16 protein-coding genes are annotated in these 17,947 nt (G+C 61.5%); 4 read left to right on the top strand and 12 right to left on the bottom strand.

Annotated elements, in window-relative coordinates; genetic code table 11:
- Positions 1-192: 192 nt before the first annotated feature.
- Positions 193-2,286 (top strand): prolyl oligopeptidase family serine peptidase, encoded by a 2,094-nt coding sequence (locus AC4PR2_RS08840; RefSeq protein ID WP_084826311.1) that lies wholly within the window; start codon positions 193-195, stop codon positions 2,284-2,286.
- A gap of 76 nt (positions 2,287-2,362) precedes the next feature.
- Here the strand turns inward: AC4PR2_RS08840 and dtpA are convergent, their stop codons facing one another.
- The 5 genes from dtpA to rsxD all read right to left on the bottom strand — a co-directional run bounded on the left by dtpA (position 2,363) and on the right by rsxD (position 7,542).
- Positions 2,363-3,877 carry a dipeptide/tripeptide permease DtpA gene (gene dtpA, locus AC4PR2_RS08835; protein WP_149572359.1) on the bottom strand — a complete coding sequence of 505 codons (1,515 nt, stop codon included), beginning with the start codon at positions 3,875-3,877 and terminating at the stop codon, positions 2,363-2,365.
- Between the two features lie 604 nt (positions 3,878-4,481).
- The gene (nth, locus tag AC4PR2_RS08830) at positions 4,482-5,123 is read right to left on the bottom strand and encodes an endonuclease III (protein WP_019455952.1); all 642 of its coding nucleotides are present in this window, start codon (positions 5,121-5,123) and stop codon (positions 4,482-4,484) included.
- The gene (locus tag AC4PR2_RS08825; RefSeq protein ID WP_038873082.1) at positions 5,123-5,821 is read right to left on the bottom strand and encodes an electron transport complex subunit E; all 699 of its coding nucleotides are present in this window, start codon (positions 5,819-5,821) and stop codon (positions 5,123-5,125) included. Before AC4PR2_RS08825 ends, nth begins: the two co-directional genes overlap by 1 nt.
- Complete coding sequence (rsxG, locus tag AC4PR2_RS08820; RefSeq protein WP_033652583.1) at positions 5,818-6,447, bottom strand: electron transport complex subunit RsxG; 630 nt, start codon at positions 6,445-6,447, stop codon at positions 5,818-5,820. Before rsxG ends, AC4PR2_RS08825 begins: the two co-directional genes overlap by 4 nt.
- A 9-nt stretch (positions 6,448-6,456) precedes the next feature.
- Entirely contained in the window at positions 6,457-7,542 is a 1,086-nt protein-coding gene (rsxD, locus tag AC4PR2_RS08815; protein WP_048233608.1) for an electron transport complex subunit RsxD, read from the bottom strand.
- 364 nt (positions 7,543-7,906) lie between these two features.
- On the opposite strand from rsxD, the gene AC4PR2_RS08810 reads away from it, so the two are divergent.
- Positions 7,907-8,800 carry a helix-turn-helix domain-containing protein gene (locus AC4PR2_RS08810; RefSeq protein WP_060419143.1) on the top strand — a complete coding sequence of 298 codons (894 nt, stop codon included), beginning with the start codon at positions 7,907-7,909 and terminating at the stop codon, positions 8,798-8,800.
- Between the two features lie 34 nt (positions 8,801-8,834).
- Here AC4PR2_RS08810 and rsxC read toward each other — a convergent pair whose 3' ends face one another.
- The 4 genes from rsxC to AC4PR2_RS08790 form a co-directional block, all read right to left on the bottom strand.
- A complete protein-coding gene (rsxC, locus tag AC4PR2_RS08805; RefSeq protein WP_337046721.1) occupies positions 8,835-11,261 on the bottom strand; it encodes an electron transport complex subunit RsxC in 2,427 nt (808 codons plus the stop codon).
- Positions 11,254-11,826 (bottom strand): electron transport complex subunit RsxB, encoded by a 573-nt coding sequence (gene rsxB, locus AC4PR2_RS08800; RefSeq protein WP_492175039.1) that lies wholly within the window; start codon positions 11,824-11,826, stop codon positions 11,254-11,256. The genes rsxC and rsxB overlap by 8 nt, the downstream gene beginning before the upstream one ends.
- Positions 11,826-12,407 (bottom strand): electron transport complex subunit RsxA, encoded by a 582-nt coding sequence (gene rsxA / locus AC4PR2_RS08795; protein ID WP_492175038.1) that lies wholly within the window; start codon positions 12,405-12,407, stop codon positions 11,826-11,828. Before rsxA ends, rsxB begins: the two co-directional genes overlap by 1 nt.
- Before the next feature lie 135 nt (positions 12,408-12,542).
- Positions 12,543-12,983 carry a DUF2569 domain-containing protein gene (locus tag AC4PR2_RS08790; protein WP_492175037.1) on the bottom strand — a complete coding sequence of 147 codons (441 nt, stop codon included), beginning with the start codon at positions 12,981-12,983 and terminating at the stop codon, positions 12,543-12,545.
- A gap of 231 nt (positions 12,984-13,214) precedes the next feature.
- Here AC4PR2_RS08790 and AC4PR2_RS08785 point away from each other — a divergent pair, with 231 nt between their 5' ends.
- Both AC4PR2_RS08785 and AC4PR2_RS08780 read left to right on the top strand, forming a co-directional pair.
- A complete protein-coding gene (locus tag AC4PR2_RS08785) occupies positions 13,215-14,255 on the top strand; it encodes an oxidoreductase (RefSeq protein WP_060419140.1) in 1,041 nt (346 codons plus the stop codon).
- 74 nt (positions 14,256-14,329) lie between these two features.
- Entirely contained in the window at positions 14,330-15,334 is a 1,005-nt protein-coding gene (locus tag AC4PR2_RS08780) for a bile acid:sodium symporter family protein (RefSeq protein WP_038873888.1), read from the top strand.
- An 11-nt stretch (positions 15,335-15,345) separates the two neighbouring features.
- On the opposite strand, the gene AC4PR2_RS08775 is transcribed toward AC4PR2_RS08780, so the two are convergent.
- The 3 genes from AC4PR2_RS08775 to AC4PR2_RS08765 all read right to left on the bottom strand — a co-directional run bounded on the left by AC4PR2_RS08775 (position 15,346) and on the right by AC4PR2_RS08765 (position 17,892).
- On the bottom strand, positions 15,346-15,891 hold the full coding sequence (locus AC4PR2_RS08775) for an AAA family ATPase (protein ID WP_070914928.1): 546 nt from the start codon (positions 15,889-15,891) through the stop codon (positions 15,346-15,348).
- A 110-nt stretch (positions 15,892-16,001) separates the two neighbouring features.
- Entirely contained in the window at positions 16,002-17,000 is a 999-nt protein-coding gene (add, locus tag AC4PR2_RS08770) for an adenosine deaminase (RefSeq protein WP_492175035.1), read from the bottom strand.
- 136 nt (positions 17,001-17,136) lie between these two features.
- The gene (locus tag AC4PR2_RS08765; protein ID WP_049201919.1) at positions 17,137-17,892 is read right to left on the bottom strand and encodes a DeoR/GlpR family DNA-binding transcription regulator; all 756 of its coding nucleotides are present in this window, start codon (positions 17,890-17,892) and stop codon (positions 17,137-17,139) included.
- Positions 17,893-17,947: the final 55 nt, after the last annotated feature.

Below are 17,947 nucleotides of genomic sequence, written 5' to 3'. Positions count from 1 at the left end.
CAACGCGGCGGCCGTGGGCTTTGACTCCGCGCCGCCAAACGCCTACCTTGTTGAAAATGACTCTTATTTCACAGGCTGTCGCCCACGACGGGGCGGCGTTGCAGCCGACTCAAAAGGAGCTTGATTTTGCCGGTCACCAATCGACGTCAGTTCATTAAACTCAGTGCGCAAACCGCAGGAGCCGTATTCGCGATGACTTCATTACCCAACAGTATCCGCCTGGCGATGGCGGCGGAAGGCGGCGCGGCCGCCGGCGATGAATTCCTGTGGCTGGAAGAGCTGCAGGGTAAAAAAGCGCTGCAATGGGTGCAGCAGGAAAATCAGCGCACCGTGGCGCGTTTCGGCCAGGGCGAAGACTTTCAGCGCATTGAGCGCGAGGTGCTGGATATCCTCAATAAAGACACCCAAATCCCGTGGGTGAGCAAGCGCGGCGAGTACTATTACAACTTCTGGCAGGATCAGGCCAACCCGCGCGGCCTGCTGCGGCGCACCACGCTGGACGAGTACCGCAAGGCCAAACCGGCCTGGGAGACGGTGCTGGATATCGATGCGTTGGGCAAGGCGGAAGGCAAGGATTGGGTCTATCAGGGCTCGCAACCGCTGGCGCCTGAATACCGCTATTGCCTGATGCAGCTGTCGCCGGACGGCGGTGACGCCACCGAAATCCGCGAATTCGATCTGGTGGCCAAGCGCTTCGTCAAGGACGGCTTCAACGTGCCGGTGGCGAAAAGCCGGGTCTCCTGGGTCGATCGGGACACGCTGTTCATCGCCACCGATTTCGGCCCCGGATCGATGACCCAGTCCGGTTACGCGCGCATCGCCAAACGCTGGCGGCGCGGCACGCCGCTGAGCGCCGCCGAAACGCTGTACGAAGCGCAGCCCGAGGACATGGCGGTCTTCGCCTATCACGATCGCACGCCGGGCTTTGAGCGCGATTTCGTCGGCCGCAGCCTGGATTTCTATCGCCGCGACTATTTCCTGCTGATGCAGGACGGCCGGCAGAAAAAAATCGATATCCCGGCCGACGCCGAGCTGGACACGCATCGGGAATGGCTGCTGATCAAACCGAGCAGCGACTGGGAGGTGGGCGGCAAGCGTTATCCGTCCGGCGCGCTGCTGGCGGCCAACTTCGATGACTATCTGGCGGGCAAGCGCGAGCTGCAGCTGTTGTTTACCCCGACGGCGGAGCAGGCGCTGAGCGGCTACAGCGGCACCCGCGATCATCTGATCCTCAGCATCATGGATAACGTGGTCAACCGGCTGGAAGTGCTGACGCCGCAGGGCGGCAGCTGGCAACGTCGCCCGCTGGGCAACCCCGGCGCCATCAGCACCCTTTCCGCCGGCGGCATCGACGAAGAGAGCAACGCCTATTTCCTGACCGTCAGCGGGTTCCTGCAGCCGACCTCGCTGTACATGGGCAATCTCGACGGCGGTGAGGCGACGCTGCTGAAACAGGCGCCGCAGGATTTTGACGCGTCAGGCTACCAGGTGAGCCAGCATTTTGCGCGTTCCAAGGACGGCACCCGCGTGCCGTATTTCCAGATTGCCGCCAAAGATCTCAAACCGGACGGCAGCACACCGACGCTGTTGTATGGCTACGGCGGGTTTGAAGTGCCGCTGCTGCCGGGCTATCTCGGCGGCAAGGCGCCGGCCTGGTTGGAACGCGGTGGGGTGTACGTGGTGGCCAACATCCGCGGCGGCGGCGAATACGGCCCGGCCTGGCACCAGGCGGCGCTCAAGCAGAACCGCCATCGCGCCTACGAGGATTTCGCCGCCGTGGCCGAAGATCTCATCGCCCGCAAGGTGACCTCGGCGCCGCATCTGGGAGCACGCGGCGGCAGCAACGGCGGCCTGTTGGTGGGCAATATGCTGACGCTGTATCCACAGCTGTTCGGCTGCATCGTCTGCGAAGTGCCGCTGCTGGACATGCAGCGTTATACCCAGCTTTCCGCCGGCGCGTCGTGGATCGCCGAATACGGTGACCCGAGCAAGCCGGAGGAGTGGGCCTACATCAAGACCTTCTCGCCGTACCACAATATTCAGGCGCAGACGGCCTATCCGCCGGTGCTGTTCTATACCGCGACCAGCGACGATCGGGTCAACCCGGCCCACGCCCGCAAAATGGCTGCGCGCATGCAGGCGATGGGGTATCAGCAGGCCTATTTCTATGAAAATACCGAAGGTGGGCACAGCGCCGCCGCCGACAAGCAACAGGCGGCGTTCCACAGCGCGCTGGTAAGCGAATTCATGTGGGCCAACCTGAGCGGCAAACCCAAGTCAGCGTAAGCCTTTTTCTTGCAGGCATAAAAAAACACCGGGGCGTTAACCCCGGTGTTTCTATTTACGCTCAATCTGCCGGCGATCAGCGAGCCGCGCTGGCTTCCTGCGCTTTCTGATTGGCGTCTTCGGTGGTGTCCAGCGTCATGCGGTACAGCTTCGGCGCGGTCAGCATCATCAGGATAGCGATGACGGCGGTGACGATGCCGATCTGCATAAACACATGGCTGTAGATGGCCAGCGAAGCGTGCGCGTCGTTGATGTCGCTCGGGACGGCGGTCAGACCGGCAACCTTACCGGCGATCAGCGCGGCGGCGGCGGTGGTCAGGAACCAGGAGCCCATGATGAAGCCCATCAGACGCTGTGGCACCAGCTGTGCCACCATCGCCAGACCCAGGCCGGAAATCATCAGCTCGCCGATGCTCTGCAGCGCGTAGCTCAGAATCAGCCAGTTGACCGACACGATGCCCTGTTCGTTGGCGAAGCTGGCGCCCCATGGCAGCACCAGGAAGGCGCAGGAGCAGAGGATCATGCCGAAAGCGAACTTGTGCGGCATCGGCAGGCGATCGCCCATTTTGTTATACAGCGCGGCCAGAATCGGGCTGGCGAGCATGATCCAGAACGGGTTCAGCGCCTGATACTGCTCCGGCTCGAAGGCAACGCCGAAGATGCTGTGTTCCACGTTATGAATGGCGAAGAAGTTCAGCGAGGTTGGCATCTGGCTGTACAGCACGAAGAACACCACCGCTTCCAGCATCAGCAGGAAGGCGACGATCATCTTGCGGCGTGCGGCGCCGTGCAGGGCGAAGGTTTCCTTGGCGAACACCAATACGATGCCGGCGGAAACCAGGGCCAGCGCCCAGCGCGCGATCACCTGGTTGTGCAGCAGCCAGCTGGACACGGCGATCAGCGCCACGATGCCGACCAGCACCATCAGCAGTTTCGGCAGATGCAGCGGCTTGAAGTCAGGCTTGGAACCGTTTTCCTTCACCCACTTGTGGCACATCATAAAGTTGACCAGGGTGATCAGCATGCCGACCACGCTCAGGGAGAACGCCACGCTCCAGCCGTATTTTGCCGCCAGCCACGGAGTCGCCAGCATGGAGAAGAAGGAACCGATGTTCACCGACATGTAGTACATGGTGAAGGCGCCGTCGATACGCGGATCGTCTTTCTCATAGCAGGTGGACAGCAGGGAGGATGGGTTGGCCTTGAACAGGCCGCTGCCCACGGCGATGGTCGCCATACCCATGTAGACCCAGAAGATGTCGTGGCCGGAGTAGGCCACCATGGCGTAACCGGCGGCCAGCACCAGCGCGCCGAGCACGATCACGCGTTTGGCGCCCAGCACCTTGTCGCCCAGCCAGCCGCCGATGGCGACGAAGCCGTATACCAAGGCGCTGAAGGAAGAGAACAGGGTGATGGAGTCGGCTTCGCTCATGCCGAGCATCTTGACCAGATAAACCGCCATGATGCCCTGCAGGCCGTAATAGCCGAAACGCTCCCACAGTTCGATCGAGAAGATCAGATAGAACGCTTTCGGTTGTTTGAACGCGTTAAGGCTAACGCTCTCCGGGTGTTGGTTGTTTGCTGTTGACACTGGTACCTCTGTTTTTTCACAGCCCGTCTTTGGAGGACGGGAAAGTACAAAAGTTGATGCGGAACGGCATCCTTTTGCGTTGTTATAGGATGGGGACGGCGGTTAATGTTCACTATCTTTGTCAACGTGGCAAGCAGTTTGTCATATTCGGTTACATTTAACGCCCGCAGGATTATGCCGCGATGTTGCAAATGTTATGCAGTATTAACTTTCGGGTTTTAATGGTTTGCCGATTTTTTGTTTTGATTAAAAGCTATACGGATTTTAAACAGGGATATATTCTGCTGAATTGCTATTTTTTAGCGCATCAGTGTATGTACGGTTATTAATCCGTTGGAATGTTGTGTATATGGCGCGTTTTGTAAAATTATAGAAATTTAGGAAAACGGGACTGGCATTTGTGAACGTCTTGTGATCCCGAAAGCGTGACGTTCACCGCAATTTTCGACTAATTTTTCGCTTGAAAATAACACGGCACTGAGTTTTTCACTGAAAACCGCGATAACGCCGGGGTTACTGCTGCGCGATATCACATTTCCGATAAAAAAGAGGCGTTGGCGGGGGAAAGGACGCGGTGGGGTACGGTTTGTCGCACCCCACAAACTCAGGATTCCGGATAAACCTTTTCTTTATACTCGCACAGGTCTTCGATAATGCAGGAGCCGCAGCGCGGTTTGCGCGCGATGCAGGTATAGCGGCCGTGCAGGATCAGCCAGTGGTGGCAATCGACCTTGAATTCGGCGGGCACCACCTTCAACAGCTTCTCTTCCACCTGATCGACGTTCTTGCCCGGCGCGAAGTGGGTGCGATTGCACACCCGGAAGATATGGGTGTCGACGGCGATGGTCGCCCAGCCGAAGGCGGTGTTGAGCACCACGTTGGCGGTCTTGCGGCCGACGCCGGGCAACGCTTCCAGCGCGGCACGGTCTTCCGGCACTTCGCCACCGTGCAGCTCCAGCAGCATGCGGCAGGTTTTGATCACGTTTTCGGCCTTGCTGTTGAACAGGCCGATGGTCTTGATGTACTCCTTGACGCCATCAACCCCCAGCGCCAGCATGGCGGCGGGAGTGTTGGCGACCGGATAAAGCTTGGCGGTCGCCTTGTTGACGCTCACGTCGGTGGCTTGCGCAGACAGCAGCACCGCAATCAGCAGTTCAAACGGCGTGGTATACACCAGCTCGGTGGTCGGGTGCGGATTGTTGTCGCGCAGCCGGGTCAGAATTTCGAGTCGCTTCTGCTTGTTCATCAGGCCTTCTCAGCACGTCCTTGTTCCAGCAGCGGTTCCACCGCCACGGCGCGGGCTTTGCGCGCCTTCATTTTTTCGTCGATCAGATATTTGACCGCCAGCAGCAGCCCCAGGCCGATAAAGGCGCCCGGCGGCAGCATCGCCAGCAGGAAGGGGCTGTCGAAATGCACCACTTCGATGCGCAGCGACTTGGCCCAGCCGCCCAGCAACTGATCGGCGCCGTCGAACAGCGTGCCGTTGCCCAACAGTTCGCGCATTGAGCCCAGCGTCACCATCACGCCGGTAGCGCCGAGGCCGATGGCCATGCCGTCCAGCGCCGAGAGGCCGACCGGCTTCTTGGCGGCCACCGCTTCGGCGCGGCCCACCACGATGCAGTTGGTCACGATCAACGGAATAAAGATGCCGAGCGACTGATACAGGCCGAAGGCATAGGCGTTGATCAGCATCTGCACGATGCTCACCACGGCGGCGATGATCATCACGTAGATAGGAATGCGCACCTCGCTCGGCACCCAGCGGCGCACCGCGGAGATGGAGGCGTTGGTCAGCGTCAGCACCAGCGTGGTAGCCAGCCCCAGGCCGAGCGCATTGGTGACGGTGGAGGTCACCGCCAGCAGCGGACACATGCCCAGCAGTTGTACCAGGGCGGAGTTGTTTTTCCACAGCCCCTGGACGATCAATTCTTTGGCTTCACTCATTCGCTGGCTCCACACGCAGGTAAGCTTTCAAGTTTAGGCGGCAGCGTTTCCATATACAACGCCGTGCGGCGTACCGCATTGACCACCGCTCGCGGGGTGATGGTGGCGCCGGTGAACTGGTCGAACATGCCGCCGTCTTTCTTCACCGCCCAGCGCTTATCGTCCGGGCCTTCGATTTTCTTGCCGCTGAAGAAGGAAATCCAGTCGGAAATGCGCAGTTCGATTTTGTCCCCCAGCCCCGGGGTTTCGTGGTGCTCAATGACTCGGGTACCGAGCACCGTGCCGTTGAAATCGGCGCCGACCAGCAGCTTGATGGCGCCGGAGTAGCCGTCCGGCGCGGTGGTTTCCAGCGCGGCGGCGGTCGGCTGCCCGTTTTTGCGCGCCAGGTACAAGCGGTGCGGCGCGCCGTCGCCCAGCGCCGGGTCGCTGACCAGGAAGCATTCGTTCTGCATGACGTTGTCGTAGTTTTCCGGCGGCACCACCTGATCGAGCAGCGCTTTTTGTTGCAGCGCCGCCTGATGGGCGATGGTGGTTTTCGTCAGGGCGTAGACCACGGCGGTCAGGCCGGTGGTGACCGCCGCGAACACCGCCAGCGTGGTGCCGTGCTTTCTCATGGAATTCAGCATGGCGGCTCCTTAGCGATGGCCGTACACGCGCGGCTGCGTGTAGTGGTCGATTAACGGGACGGTGATGTTGGCGAGCAGCACGGCGAAGGCTACGCCGTCAGGGTAGCCGCCATAGACGCGGATCAGCCACACCAGCACGCCGATCAGCGCGCCGTAGATCAAACGGCCCTTCGGCGTAGTAGAGGCGCTGACAGGATCGGTGGCGATAAAGAACGCGCCCAGCATGCTGGCGCCGGAGAACAGGTGGATCAGCGGCGAAGCCTGATGCGCCGGATCGATCCACCAGGCCAGGCCGGAACAGAAGGCGATGGCGGCCAACATGCTGAAAGGGATCTGCCAATGGATCAGGCGGCGCGCCAGCATAAACAGGCCGCCGGCCAGGAAGCCGAGGTTGACCCACTGCCAGCCGATGCCGGCCAGGGCGCCGCCAAACAGCGGCTGCTGCAGCACCTGTTCCACGCTGTGGCCGCTGCGCAGGCCGGTTTTGAAGCCGTCGAGCGGCGTGGCCTGGCTGATGCCGTCCACGCCCATCTGCAGTTCGTGCAGCGTCGCGCCTTGCGAGGTATGGCCGCTGAAAATGGCCAGCAGCGTGTCGTGGAGCGACAGCGCGGTGGCGCGCAGCTCATCCGGCGGCAGCCAGCTGGTCATCTGTACCGGGAAGGAGATCAGCAGCACCACGTAACCGACCATTGCCGGGTTGAACGGGTTCTGCCCGAGGCCGCCGTACAGCTGCTTGGCGATGACGATGGCGAAGAAAGTACCGATGACGATCATCCACCAGGGGGCCAGCGGCGGCAGGCTGATGCCGAGCAGCAGCGCGGTGAGCAGGGCGGAGTTATCCGCCAGCCGGCTGCGCACCGGCAGCTTGCGCAGCTTGAGGATCGCGCCTTCCGCCGCCAGCGCGACGATCGCCGCCAGCGCCACTTGAATCAATACGCCGTAGCCGAAGAACCAAATCTGTGCCGCGATGCCGGGAATGCACGCCAACATGACCCACAGCATGATGCGGCTGGTGCTTTGCTGGTTGTGGGTGAAAGGCGAGCTGGCGATGTGTAAGCCTTTGGCGGCTGTGGGTGATACCGGCCTGAACTTCATAGAGTAACGATACCTTCTGCGCCGCGCCTGCGGCAGTTTCGATGCGCCGTTCTGAAGGCGCGGCAAAAATGATAGCCGAGCATTCTACCTGATTCGATGCGAGGGTAATACGCCTTAATAATAGGGGTATTCAGCTTTTCGCATTCGCGGCGATCGGGGCAATGCAATTTGATTTTTTTTTGGCCGGAAAATGGGCTAACGTGAGGAATTGTCAGTGGAACTTGTGCCGCTAGCGACCGCAAGAAACCGGGTAACTGTATGAATGAGATATGATTTTTCTCCAAGTTTTCGCACAAAATAACAACTTTCACATAATCTGTGTAGGTTACTATCGCGACATTATTGAGTTAGTGAATCCATAATAATGACAAATGAAGACATTTTTTTTATTGAAGAGCTAATTGAGTGGGTGGAGATACATCTGGAGAAGCGGCCAAACCTGGATGAAGTCGCGCGTATTTCGGGCTATTCCAAGTGGCATCTGCAGCGTAAATTCAAGCGTATTACCGGCATTCAACTCGCCACCTATATCCGTTCGCGCATCCTGACGCGCGCCGCGGTGGCGCTGCGCATCACCCGTCGCTCGATCATCGACATTTCCGATGAGCTGGGCTTCGACTCGCAGCAGACCTTTACCCGCATGTTCAAGCAGCGCTTCAACATCACCCCCAATCGCTACCGCGCGATGGAGCACTGGGATGTGAAAAACCTGATGCCACGCTTTAACTTCGAAGCCAGCTACGGCGCCGGTTATTATCCGGAGGTGAAGCGGCTGACGCTGCCCGAGATGCAGCTGGTCGGCTTCACGCGCCGGCTGGATTTCGCCTCCGAGCAGGAGCTGGAGTACTCTTCCTGCATGGCGATGAAGGACGAGATTTTCAACGACTTCTTCAAGGGGCTGCACGTCGACTGCCGGCGGATTTACAGCATCTATTCCCCCCAGGCCGGGGAAGGCGACGAGCTGTCATCCACGCTGGTGATGGCGGTCGATCCTGAACACAAAAAGGATATTCTTTCCAACCATCAGATAGACACCTTCCATTTGCCGAGCCGCGAGTTTATCTCCATCAACCATAAGGGCACGGCGAAAGAGTGTCTGCAGTTTTTCGGTTACCTGATGTCGCATGTGATGCCAGGGCTGAAGGATGAGGTGCGCGGCAGTATGGAAATGGAGATCATTCAGACCAAAGAGTGGAATCCGGAATCTAAACTGCGTCAGATTGAGGTGGATTACACCTACCTGATCTCTATCGATTAAACGGCGCCCGGCGTAGGCCCGGCGCCGCTATCGATCATTTTTCTTCCGTTTCGGCCGCCAGCGATTCTCTGGCGGCTTTCTTCGCTTTGGCGCGGGCGATAGCCGCTGCCACCGCCGCCTTTCGCGGATCTTCCTCGGCGGTCGCCGGTGCCGTTTCCGCCGGTGCAGGGGCGTCCGCCTGCTGCGCCGCTTTCTTGGCTTTGGCGCGGGCGATAGCCACCGCGACCGCCGCCTTGCGTGGGTCTTCTTCGGCTGCAGCCGGCGCCGGTTCTGCCGGTGCAGAGGCATCCGCCTGTTGCGCGGCTTTCTTGGCTTTTACGCGCGCCAGTGCCGCCGCGACCGCCGCCTTGCGCGGATCTTCTTCGGCTGCAGCCGGCGCCGTTTCCGCCGGTGCAGGGGCGTCCGCCTGCTGCGCCGCTTTCTTGGCTTTGGCGCGCGCGATAGCCGCTGCCACCGCCGCCTTGCGCGGGTCTTCCTCGGCGGTTGCCGGCGTCGTTTCCGCTGGAGCAGGAACGTCCGCCTGCTGTGCCGCTTTCTTGGCCTTTACACGCGCCAGAGCGTCAGCGACCGCGGCCTTGCGCGGGTCTTCCTCGGTGGTTGCCGGCGTCGTTTCCGCTGGAGCAGGAACGTCCGCCTGCTGCTCTGCTTTTTTGGCTTTGACGCGCGCCAGGTCGGCAGCGACCGCCGCCTTACGCGGATCGTCCTCTGTTACGGCAGGAGCAGTGCCATCTGCGGCCGGCGCTTCTTTGCGTGCTTTCACGCGGGCCAGCGCTGCGGCCACGGCGGCTTTGCGCGCGTCGTCGCCGGAAACGGCCGGTGAGGCTTGCTCTGCTTCGGCCGCCAACTGGGCTCGGCGTTCGCGCGCCTGCGCTTTACGCGCTTCGCGGGCGGCGATCATCTCGCTGTTATCCGGCTGCTGGCCGTCGACCGGCGTGACCGCCGCTTCGGCATTTTTGCTGCGCACGCGCGCCAACGCGGCCTGCACCGCGCCCTGATCGTCGTCGGTCAGTTTGACGGCGGCTTTTTTGTGCCGCTCTTCGCGCGCCAGCTTCTCGCGTTCCAGACGGGCCAGTTTGGCTTCGTAACGCGCCTTGGCCTCGGCGGTGCGCGCCGCCTCCAGATCGATAGCCTTGATCTCGGCCTTTTCCTGACGGTAGTACTGCACCAGCGGGATGTTGCTGGGGCAGACGAACGCGCAGGCGCCGCATTCGATGCAGTCGAACAGGTTATGGTTGCGCGCCTTGTCGTGCTCTTGTCCGCGGCTGAACCAGTACAGCTGCTGCGGCAGCAGCCCGGCAGGGCATGCGTCTACGCACAGGCCACAGCGGATGCAGGACTGCTCCGGCTCCTGCGGCGTCATTTCATCGACCGTCGGCGCCAGAATGCAGTTGCTGATCTTGACGATCGGCACATTCAGCGCGGGCAGGGTGAAGCCCATCAGCGGGCCGCCCATGACTACCATCTGCTGCGCCTGCGGGCGGAAACCGGCGAAGTCGAGCAGGTGCTGCACCGGCGTGCCGATGCGCGCCCACAGGTTGCCCGGGCGCTCGATAGCCTCGCCGGTCAGGGTCACCACGCGCTCAATCAGCGGTTCGCCGTCGACGATCGCTCGTTTGATGGCGAAGGCGGTGCCGACGTTCTGCATCAGCACGCCGATGGCGGAGGAGTGCTTGCCGTGCGGCACTTCCTTGCCGGTCAGGATCTTGGTCAGCTGCTTGGCGCCGCCGGACGGGTATTTGGTGGGGATAACGCGCAGCCCAATGCCGGACTGGCCGCGAAGCGCCTGCTTCAGCGCCGCGATCGCCTCCGGTTTATTGTCTTCGATGCCGATCAGCGTGACCTTGGGCTGCAGAATGTGTTGCAGGATCTGCGTGCCTTCGATGATCTGGTCGGCATGTTCCTGCATCAGGCGATCGTCGGCGGTGATGTAAGGTTCGCACTCGGCGGCGTTGAGGATCAGCGTTTCCACGCCGCTCATGCCGCCCTGCAGTTTGCTGGCGGTCGGGAAACCGGCGCCGCCCAGACCGGCGATGCCGGCCTGATGAATACGTTGAATCAGCTCTGCGGCGGGCGCCTGGCGATAGTCCGCCACCGGATCGCGCTCGCACCAGCGGTCTTCCCCGTCCGCCTCGATAATCACGCACAGTTCCGTCAGCCCGGAAGGGTGAGCGGTGATGTGCGGCGTGATGGCGCTGACGGTGCCCGAGGTTGGGGCGTGTACCGGCACGGTGCGGCCACGGCCGACGGTCAGCGGCTGGCCTTTCAACACCCGATCGCCGGCGTTGACGCACAGCTCGCCTTCCGGCCCCAGATGCTGCTGCAGCGGAATGATAAAGGTCTTGGGCAGGGGAGCGACACGCAGCGGCGCACCGCTGGACTGCGTTTTCATTTCCGGTGGATGGATCCCGCCGTCGAAATCCCAGATCCGGTCTTTTTTAAAGGCGGCGAACAGATTAAGCATATTGCTCCACGTGGATCACTTGCACCGGGATCGTCTTCATGTCCCACTTCCAGTTGGCAGTGGTGGTGGCGACCGGTCTCATTTCAATACAGTCGGTAGGGCAAGGGGCGACGCACAGATCGCAGCCGGTGCAGAGGTCGGTGATGACGGTGTGCATGGCGCGGGTGGCGCCGACGATGGCGTCCACCGGGCAGGCCTGAATGCACTTGGTACAGCCGATACAGTTGGCCTCGTCGATATAGGCCACTTTACGCTCCGGCTCGGCGGCGGCTTCGCTGCCCAGCGGCTGCGGCTCGACGTTGAGCAGCTCCGCCAGTTTCAGCATCACCTGTTCGCCGCCCGGCGCGCATTTGTTGATCATCTCGCCGTTGGCCACCGCCTCGGCGTAGGGGCGGCAACCGGGGTAGCCGCACTGGCCGCACTGGCTCTGCGGCAGGATCGCGTCGACCTGCTCGGCGACCGGATCCTCTTCCACCTCAAAACGGCGCGCGGCATAGCCCAGCACCAGTCCGAACAGCAGCCCGAGCGCGCTTAAAGCCGCGATAGCTATCCACAACGCAGTCATTAGAATTTCACCAGCCCGGTAAAGCCCATAAAGGCCAGCGACATCAGCCCGGCGGTGATCAGCGCGATCGAGGAGCCGCGGAACGGCGCCGGCACGTCGGCGACCGCCAGGCGTTCGCGAATGGCGGCGAACAGCACCATGACCAGCGAGAAACCGGCGGCGGCGCTAAAGCCGTAAACGGCGGACTGCAGGAAGTTGTAGCCGAGGTTGACGTTAAGCAACGCTACGCCCAGCACCGCGCAGTTGGTGGTGATCAACGGCAGGAAGATGCCCAGCAGGCGGTAGAGCGCCGGGCTGGTTTTGCGCACCACCATCTCGGTGAACTGCACGACGACGGCGATCACCAGAATGAAGGAGAGCGTGCGCAGATACACCAGATCCAGCGGAACCAGAATAAAGGTGTTGATCACCCAGGCGCTGACGGGGGCCAGCGTCATGACGAAGGTGGTGGCCATTCCCATGCCGATGGCGCTTTCCAGCTTCTTGGAAACGCCGAGGAACGGGCACAGGCCAAGAAACTTCACCAGAACGAAGTTGTTCACCAGTACGGTGCCGACAAACAGGAGCAGGTATTCGGTCATTGCGATGCCTAAAAAAATAAAAGCCGCCTATTATCGGGAATCGGCGGCCGGACGACAACATATGAATCGCAGGGGTATTGCCTTTTTTGGTGAAAATTTACACGAATCACCCAATAAAACGTGCTGCAAGCGCCTTTAACGTTCGGTAAAGGTCCCTTTGACCCGCTGCGAGCGCTTGATGTAAGGCACCAGCAACGCCGCCATCAGCAGCGGCCAGCCGAGGCTGCGCACCGCCACTTCTTCCGGTACCGGCGCGAAGGCGAAGGCTTTCACCGCCAGGATCACCGTGATCAGCAGCCACAGCAAGAACAGCTTGGGGAAGCGCTGCGAGCGCTGGCAAAACAGCCACAGCAGCCACAGGGTGAAGCACCACATCAAGAGCGTGGTCAGCACCGAAAAGTACCATTGCAGGGTAAACGCCTGGGCGTTGGTCAGCAGGTAGTCGCGCGACTCGGGCATAAAGATCGCCATGGCGTACAGGAGCAGCATCAGGCTGGCGCTGAGCAGGGTGACGATCAGATAGGCCATCGGGGCCAGCAACCAACCGCCGATACGAGAGTATTCAGCTTGAGACATAAAGGCTTCCTGATTGAAACGGGGATCACAGGCGGCATAGCTTAGCGGGTAATACCGGCTTCGTCATCTCTATCAACCGGATAGCCCGGCATCGCGGCGCGTGGCAGCACGTTTAGCTACTCGACGCCGTATTGAGCCTGCTTCAAATTAACATCTCATTTACTTCTTGTTCCATCCGGCCGCATGGTGTCAAATCGAAAGGTCTGTCGTGAGCCTGCAAGAGGAAATCCCATGGCTGAAAAAATTCGTGTTGGGCTGGTCGGTTACGGCTACGCCGGCAAAACCTTTCATGCGCCGCTGATCGCCGGTACGCCGGGGTTCGAGCTGGCCGCCGTCGCCAGCAGCGATGCCGGCAAAGTGCACGCCGACTGGCCGTCGATGGCGGTGGTGGGCGATGCGCAGGCGCTGTTCGCCGATCCGGCCCTCGATCTGATCGTGATTCCTACCCCCAACGATACCCATTTCCCGCTGGCGCAGCAGGCGCTGGCCGCCGGCAAGCACGTGGTGGTGGATAAACCGTTTACCGTGACATTGTCACAAGCGCAGGCGCTGCAACAGCAGGCGCAGCAGAGCGGTTTGCTGCTGTCGGTATTTCACAACCGCCGCTGGGACAGCGACTTCCTTACCCTGAAAGCGCTGCTGAATGAGGGTGCGCTGGGCGAGGTGGTCTATTTCGAGTCGCATTTCGATCGCTACCGGCCGCAGGTGCGCCAGCGCTGGCGCGAACAAGGCGGCGTCGGCAGCGGAATCTGGTACGATTTAGGGCCGCACCTGCTCGATCAGGCGCTGCAGTTATTCGGCAAGCCCGACCGGCTGTTCGTCGATTTGGGGGAGCTGCGGCCGGGCGCGCAGGCGGTGGACTATTTCCACGCGCTGCTGAGCTATGGCAATCGCCGCGTGGTGCTGCACGCCAGCATGCTGGCGGCGGCGGAGAGCCCGCGCTACGTGGTGCACGGTACCCGCGGCAGCTATATCAAATACGGCCTGGACCCGCAGGAAGACCGGCTGAAGGCCGGCGAGCGCCTGCCTCAGGCCGACTGGGGCTATGACATGCGCGACGGCGTGGTGACGCTGTCACGTGGCGATCTGCTGGCGGAGCAACCGCTGCTCAACATTCCCGGCAATTACCCGGCCTATTACGCCGCGGTGCGCGACGCGATCGCCGGCACAGGCGAAAACCCGGTGCCGGCCGCCGACGCCATTGCGGTGATGGCATTGATCGAACTGGGGTTGGAGTCGGCCCGGCTGCAGCAGGCGCTGCCGGTGGCCTGATACCGCCCGTTTCTCCAGTGGCCCGGCGCAACGTCGGGCCTTTTTACGACTTTACGTGCAAGGAAATCCGTTTCATGTCCTGGTTGCAGCGTTTGCGCATTGATAAATTTTTGCTGGTTCTGATTTTGGTGGTGATCGTCGCCTCGCTGTTCCCCTGCGAAGGCATCTGGAAAACCTTCTTTGAACACCTGACCACCGCCGCCATCGCGCTGCTGTTCTTTATGCACGGCGCCAAGCTGTCGCGCGAGGCGATCGTCGCCGGCATGAGCCACTGGAAGCTGCATCTGCTGGTGTTCCTCAGTACCTTTGCGCTGTTCCCGCTGCTTGGGCTGGCGATGAACCTGCTGGTGCCGGGCATTATGACGCCGACGGTCTATCTCGGCTTCCTCTACCTGTGCGCGCTGCCGGCCACGGTGCAATCGGCCATCGCCTTTACCTCGGCGGCGGGCGGCAACGTGGCGGCGGCGATCTGCAGCGCCTCGGCGTCGAGCATTCTCGGCGTGTTCCTGTCGCCGCTGCTGGTGGGGGCGTTGATGCATACCCAGGGCGGCAACACCGACGTGCTGCACGCCATCGGTTCAATCATTCTGCAGCTGATGGTGCCGTTCGTGGTTGGCCATCTGGCGCGGCCGCTGATCGGCAAGTGGGTCGATCGCCATCGCAAGCTGATCAACCTGACCGACCGCTCGTCGATCCTGCTGGTGGTGTACACCGCGTTCAGCGCGGCGGTGGTGGAAGGGATTTGGCACCGTATCGACGGCTGGTCGCTGCTGACCATCCTGGTGATGTCGCTGGTGCTGCTGACGGTGGTGTTGGTGATCAACACCTATGCGGCGCGCTGGCTGGGCTTCAATACCGCCGATGAGATCACCATCGTTTTCTGCGGCTCGAAAAAGAGCCTGGCGAACGGCATCCCGATGGCCAACGTGCTGTTCCCGGCTGCAGCGGTGGGCGCCATGGTGCTGCCGCTGATGATTTTCCACCAGGTGCAACTGATGGTGTGCGCGGTGCTGGCGCAGCGCTATGCGCGTAAAACCGCCAAACAGCGGGCCGAGGCGGAGGCGCTGGTGGCCAAATAAAGCACAGGCCGCTAACGGCGGCCCAGCGCGTCGAGCAGAAAGTCGGCGCGCTCGTCGGGTGAGGCGCGCGGCAGTTCCTGCAGCCGATAACCCGATCGGCGGTAGACGGCCAGCATCGCTTGGTAGGTCTGCTCGGCTTCGGCGAAAGATTGTTTTCTCTCGCTGTCCTGCGCGTAGATCGCTTGCCACGGCGGGGCGATGAACACCGTATCGGCATAGCGAAAAGCGCCGATCGCCGCGGTTAAGGGGGCGGGGATCGGCAACCCGCACAGCGTCAGGTAACCGGCGATATCCGGCAGGCCGCGATCGAAGAACCAGCATGTTGCGCCCGTCGCTTCTCGCCATGAGCGCAGCTCCCAATCCAGCATCCGCTCGGCGAAAGCCTGGCGATCGCCCCATGGCAGCGCATTGCCGCCAATACCCACCTGATCCTGAATAATCGCCCGGCCCGCCTCCTGCGAATGCGGGTAACCTCGGCGATGAAGAACGTCGATGAGCGTGCTTTTGCCCGAACCCGGGCCGCCGGTCAGCACGATGCGGCGTAGTTTGTCAGACATACGGAATTCCTCTCTTGCGGCAGAGCTATGGGTGAAAACAGCGATAAAGACGAGCAGGCGGAAGAAAATGGGGGGTGAGAAGAAGGCGCCGTTTGGCGCCTTGGGGAGATTTAACCCTGAACTTTGGCGCGCAGCGCCTGTTTTTCCTGCTCGCTGAGGAAGGCCAGCTTCAGGCCGTTTTCCTGTGCGGTGCGGATTTCCTCCGGCGTCAGCCCGGCCTGCGGCGCGGCGACGCGGTATTCGTGCTCGATCTTGATGCCCTGAACCGCCGGATCGTCGGTGTTGATCGATGCCAGCACGCCGTGGCGCAGGAAGGTGGCCAGCGGATGCTGCGCCAGCGAAGGCACGGTGCTGGTCTGGATGTTGGAGGTCAGGCAGGATTCGATGCCGATGCCGTGTTCCGCCAGGAAGTCCATCAGCGCCGGATCTTCGACCGCTTTCACCCCGTGGCCGATACGCTCGGCGCCCAGTTCGCGGATCGCCTGCCAAATGCTTTCCGGGCCGGCGGCTTCGCCCGCGTGCACGGTGATGCGCAGGCCGGCGTCGCGGGCGCGGTTGAAGTGGCTGAGGAACAGGCTGCCGGGGAAGCCCAGCTCATCGCCCGCCAAATCCAGCGCGGTAATGCCGTCGCGGTGCGCCAGCAATCCTTCCAGTTCCTGCAGACAGGCGGCCTCGCCGAAGGTGCGGCTCATGATGCCGATCAGGCGAATGTCGATGTCACGATCGCGGCAGCCCGAACGGATCCCGTCGATCACCGCTTCCACCACGCCGGCGACCGGCAGCTGGTGCTTCATCGCCATGTAGTAAGGGGAAAAACGCAGCTCGGCGTAGTGCAGGCCGGCGTTGGCGGCGTCCTCGACGTTTTCGTAGGCCACGCGGCGGCAGGCGTCCAGATCGCCCAGCACCGCTACGCCCCAGTCCAGTTTCTGCAGGAAGCTGACCAGATCCGGTTCGGCGTGGGTGATCTGCACGTGCGGGCGCAGGCTCTCCAAATCGTTGGCCGGCAGGGCGAGATTGAACTGGCGACCGAGGTCGAGAATGGTCTGCGCGCGGATGTTGCCGTCAAGATGGCGGTGAATGTCGGTAAGCGGTAGGCGGGGATCGATCATGCTGGGCACTCGCTAGTTTATCGTAGGTAAAGTGCAGAACAGTATAAAAACAAATGAATGAAACTTGCCATCTCGTTGCATAAAAAAGTGACTTGCATCACAAATAATGCGAGGTATGTCGCATTATCGCCGTGAATCAGGCTTTCAACACGCTGACGCCCGCCTGCTGCAACGGCGCGATCAATGCGTCGTCGGTGGCGCGTTCAACGATGATGGTATGCGCCAGCGTAATGTCACCGATCGCATACTGCGAGGCGGCGTTAAGCTTGGCGGCGGAAGCCAGCACCACGGTTTCCGCCGCGCGGGCCGCCAGCGCCCGCTTGATGTAGGCCTCTTCCAGATCGCCGGTGCTCAGCCCTGCAGTGGGGTGCACGCCGGTCACGCCCATAAAATAGAGATCGGCGCGAATATGCGACATCGCCTCCACCGCGGCGGCGCCGACGCTGACGATCGAATGCTTGTACAGCCGGCCGCCGATCAGGATCACCTCCACCGTGGGGTGATCGACCAGGCCCACGGCGACGCTGGGGCTGTGGGTGACGATGGTGGCGTTCAGGTTGAGCGGCAGCTGCCGGACCAGTTCTGCAGAGGTGGTGCCACCGTCGATAATCACTACCTGGCCGGGGGCGATCAGCGCCGCTGCGGCTTTGGCGATCGCGCGTTTGGCGCCGGATTCCAACTGATTGCGCTCGGCGAAGCTGGCAATGGCAGAGGAAACCGGCAGGGCGCCGCCATGTACCCGCTGCAGCAACCCCTCGGCGTCAAGTTCGCGCAGATCGCGCCGGACAGTATCTTCCGACAACCCAAACATTTCGCTGAGCTGCTTGGCCAACACCTGGCCGTCCTGGGCCAGTTTTTCCAGGATGATCTTCTTGCGCTGGCTGGTCAACATGGCCATTTTCCTCTCAAAATTGGGTTGCACGAAATTCCTTGATCATACACGAAAT

Source organism: Serratia sp. A07, from assembly GCF_058725505.1.
This window is presented reverse-complemented; position numbering and strand designations above follow the sequence as displayed.

Coding starts and splice junctions, on each gene's coding strand:
- AC4PR2_RS08775 (WP_070914928.1), bottom strand. CDS start 15,891: ATGTCTGACAAACTACGCCGCATCGTGCTGACCGGCGGCCCGGGTTCG.
- AC4PR2_RS08825 (WP_038873082.1), bottom strand. CDS start 5,821: ATGAGTGAAGCCAAAGAATTGATCGTCCAGGGGCTGTGGAAAAACAAC.
- AC4PR2_RS08840 (WP_084826311.1), top strand. CDS start 193: ATGACTTCATTACCCAACAGTATCCGCCTGGCGATGGCGGCGGAAGGC.
- rsxA (WP_492175038.1), bottom strand. CDS start 12,407: ATGACCGAATACCTGCTCCTGTTTGTCGGCACCGTACTGGTGAACAAC.
- rsxB (WP_492175039.1), bottom strand. CDS start 11,826: ATGACTGCGTTGTGGATAGCTATCGCGGCTTTAAGCGCGCTCGGGCTG.
- add (WP_492175035.1), bottom strand. CDS start 17,000: ATGATCGATCCCCGCCTACCGCTTACCGACATTCACCGCCATCTTGAC.
- AC4PR2_RS08780 (WP_038873888.1), top strand. CDS start 14,330: ATGTCCTGGTTGCAGCGTTTGCGCATTGATAAATTTTTGCTGGTTCTG.
- rsxC (WP_337046721.1), bottom strand. CDS start 11,261: ATGCTTAATCTGTTCGCCGCCTTTAAAAAAGACCGGATCTGGGATTTC.
- AC4PR2_RS08765 (WP_049201919.1), bottom strand. CDS start 17,892: ATGTTGACCAGCCAGCGCAAGAAGATCATCCTGGAAAAACTGGCCCAG.
- AC4PR2_RS08810 (WP_060419143.1), top strand. CDS start 7,907: ATGACAAATGAAGACATTTTTTTTATTGAAGAGCTAATTGAGTGGGTG.
- AC4PR2_RS08785 (WP_060419140.1), top strand. CDS start 13,215: ATGGCTGAAAAAATTCGTGTTGGGCTGGTCGGTTACGGCTACGCCGGC.
- nth (WP_019455952.1), bottom strand. CDS start 5,123: ATGAACAAGCAGAAGCGACTCGAAATTCTGACCCGGCTGCGCGACAAC.
- rsxD (WP_048233608.1), bottom strand. CDS start 7,542: ATGAAGTTCAGGCCGGTATCACCCACAGCCGCCAAAGGCTTACACATC.
- rsxG (WP_033652583.1), bottom strand. CDS start 6,447: ATGCTGAATTCCATGAGAAAGCACGGCACCACGCTGGCGGTGTTCGCG.
- AC4PR2_RS08790 (WP_492175037.1), bottom strand. CDS start 12,983: ATGTCTCAAGCTGAATACTCTCGTATCGGCGGTTGGTTGCTGGCCCCG.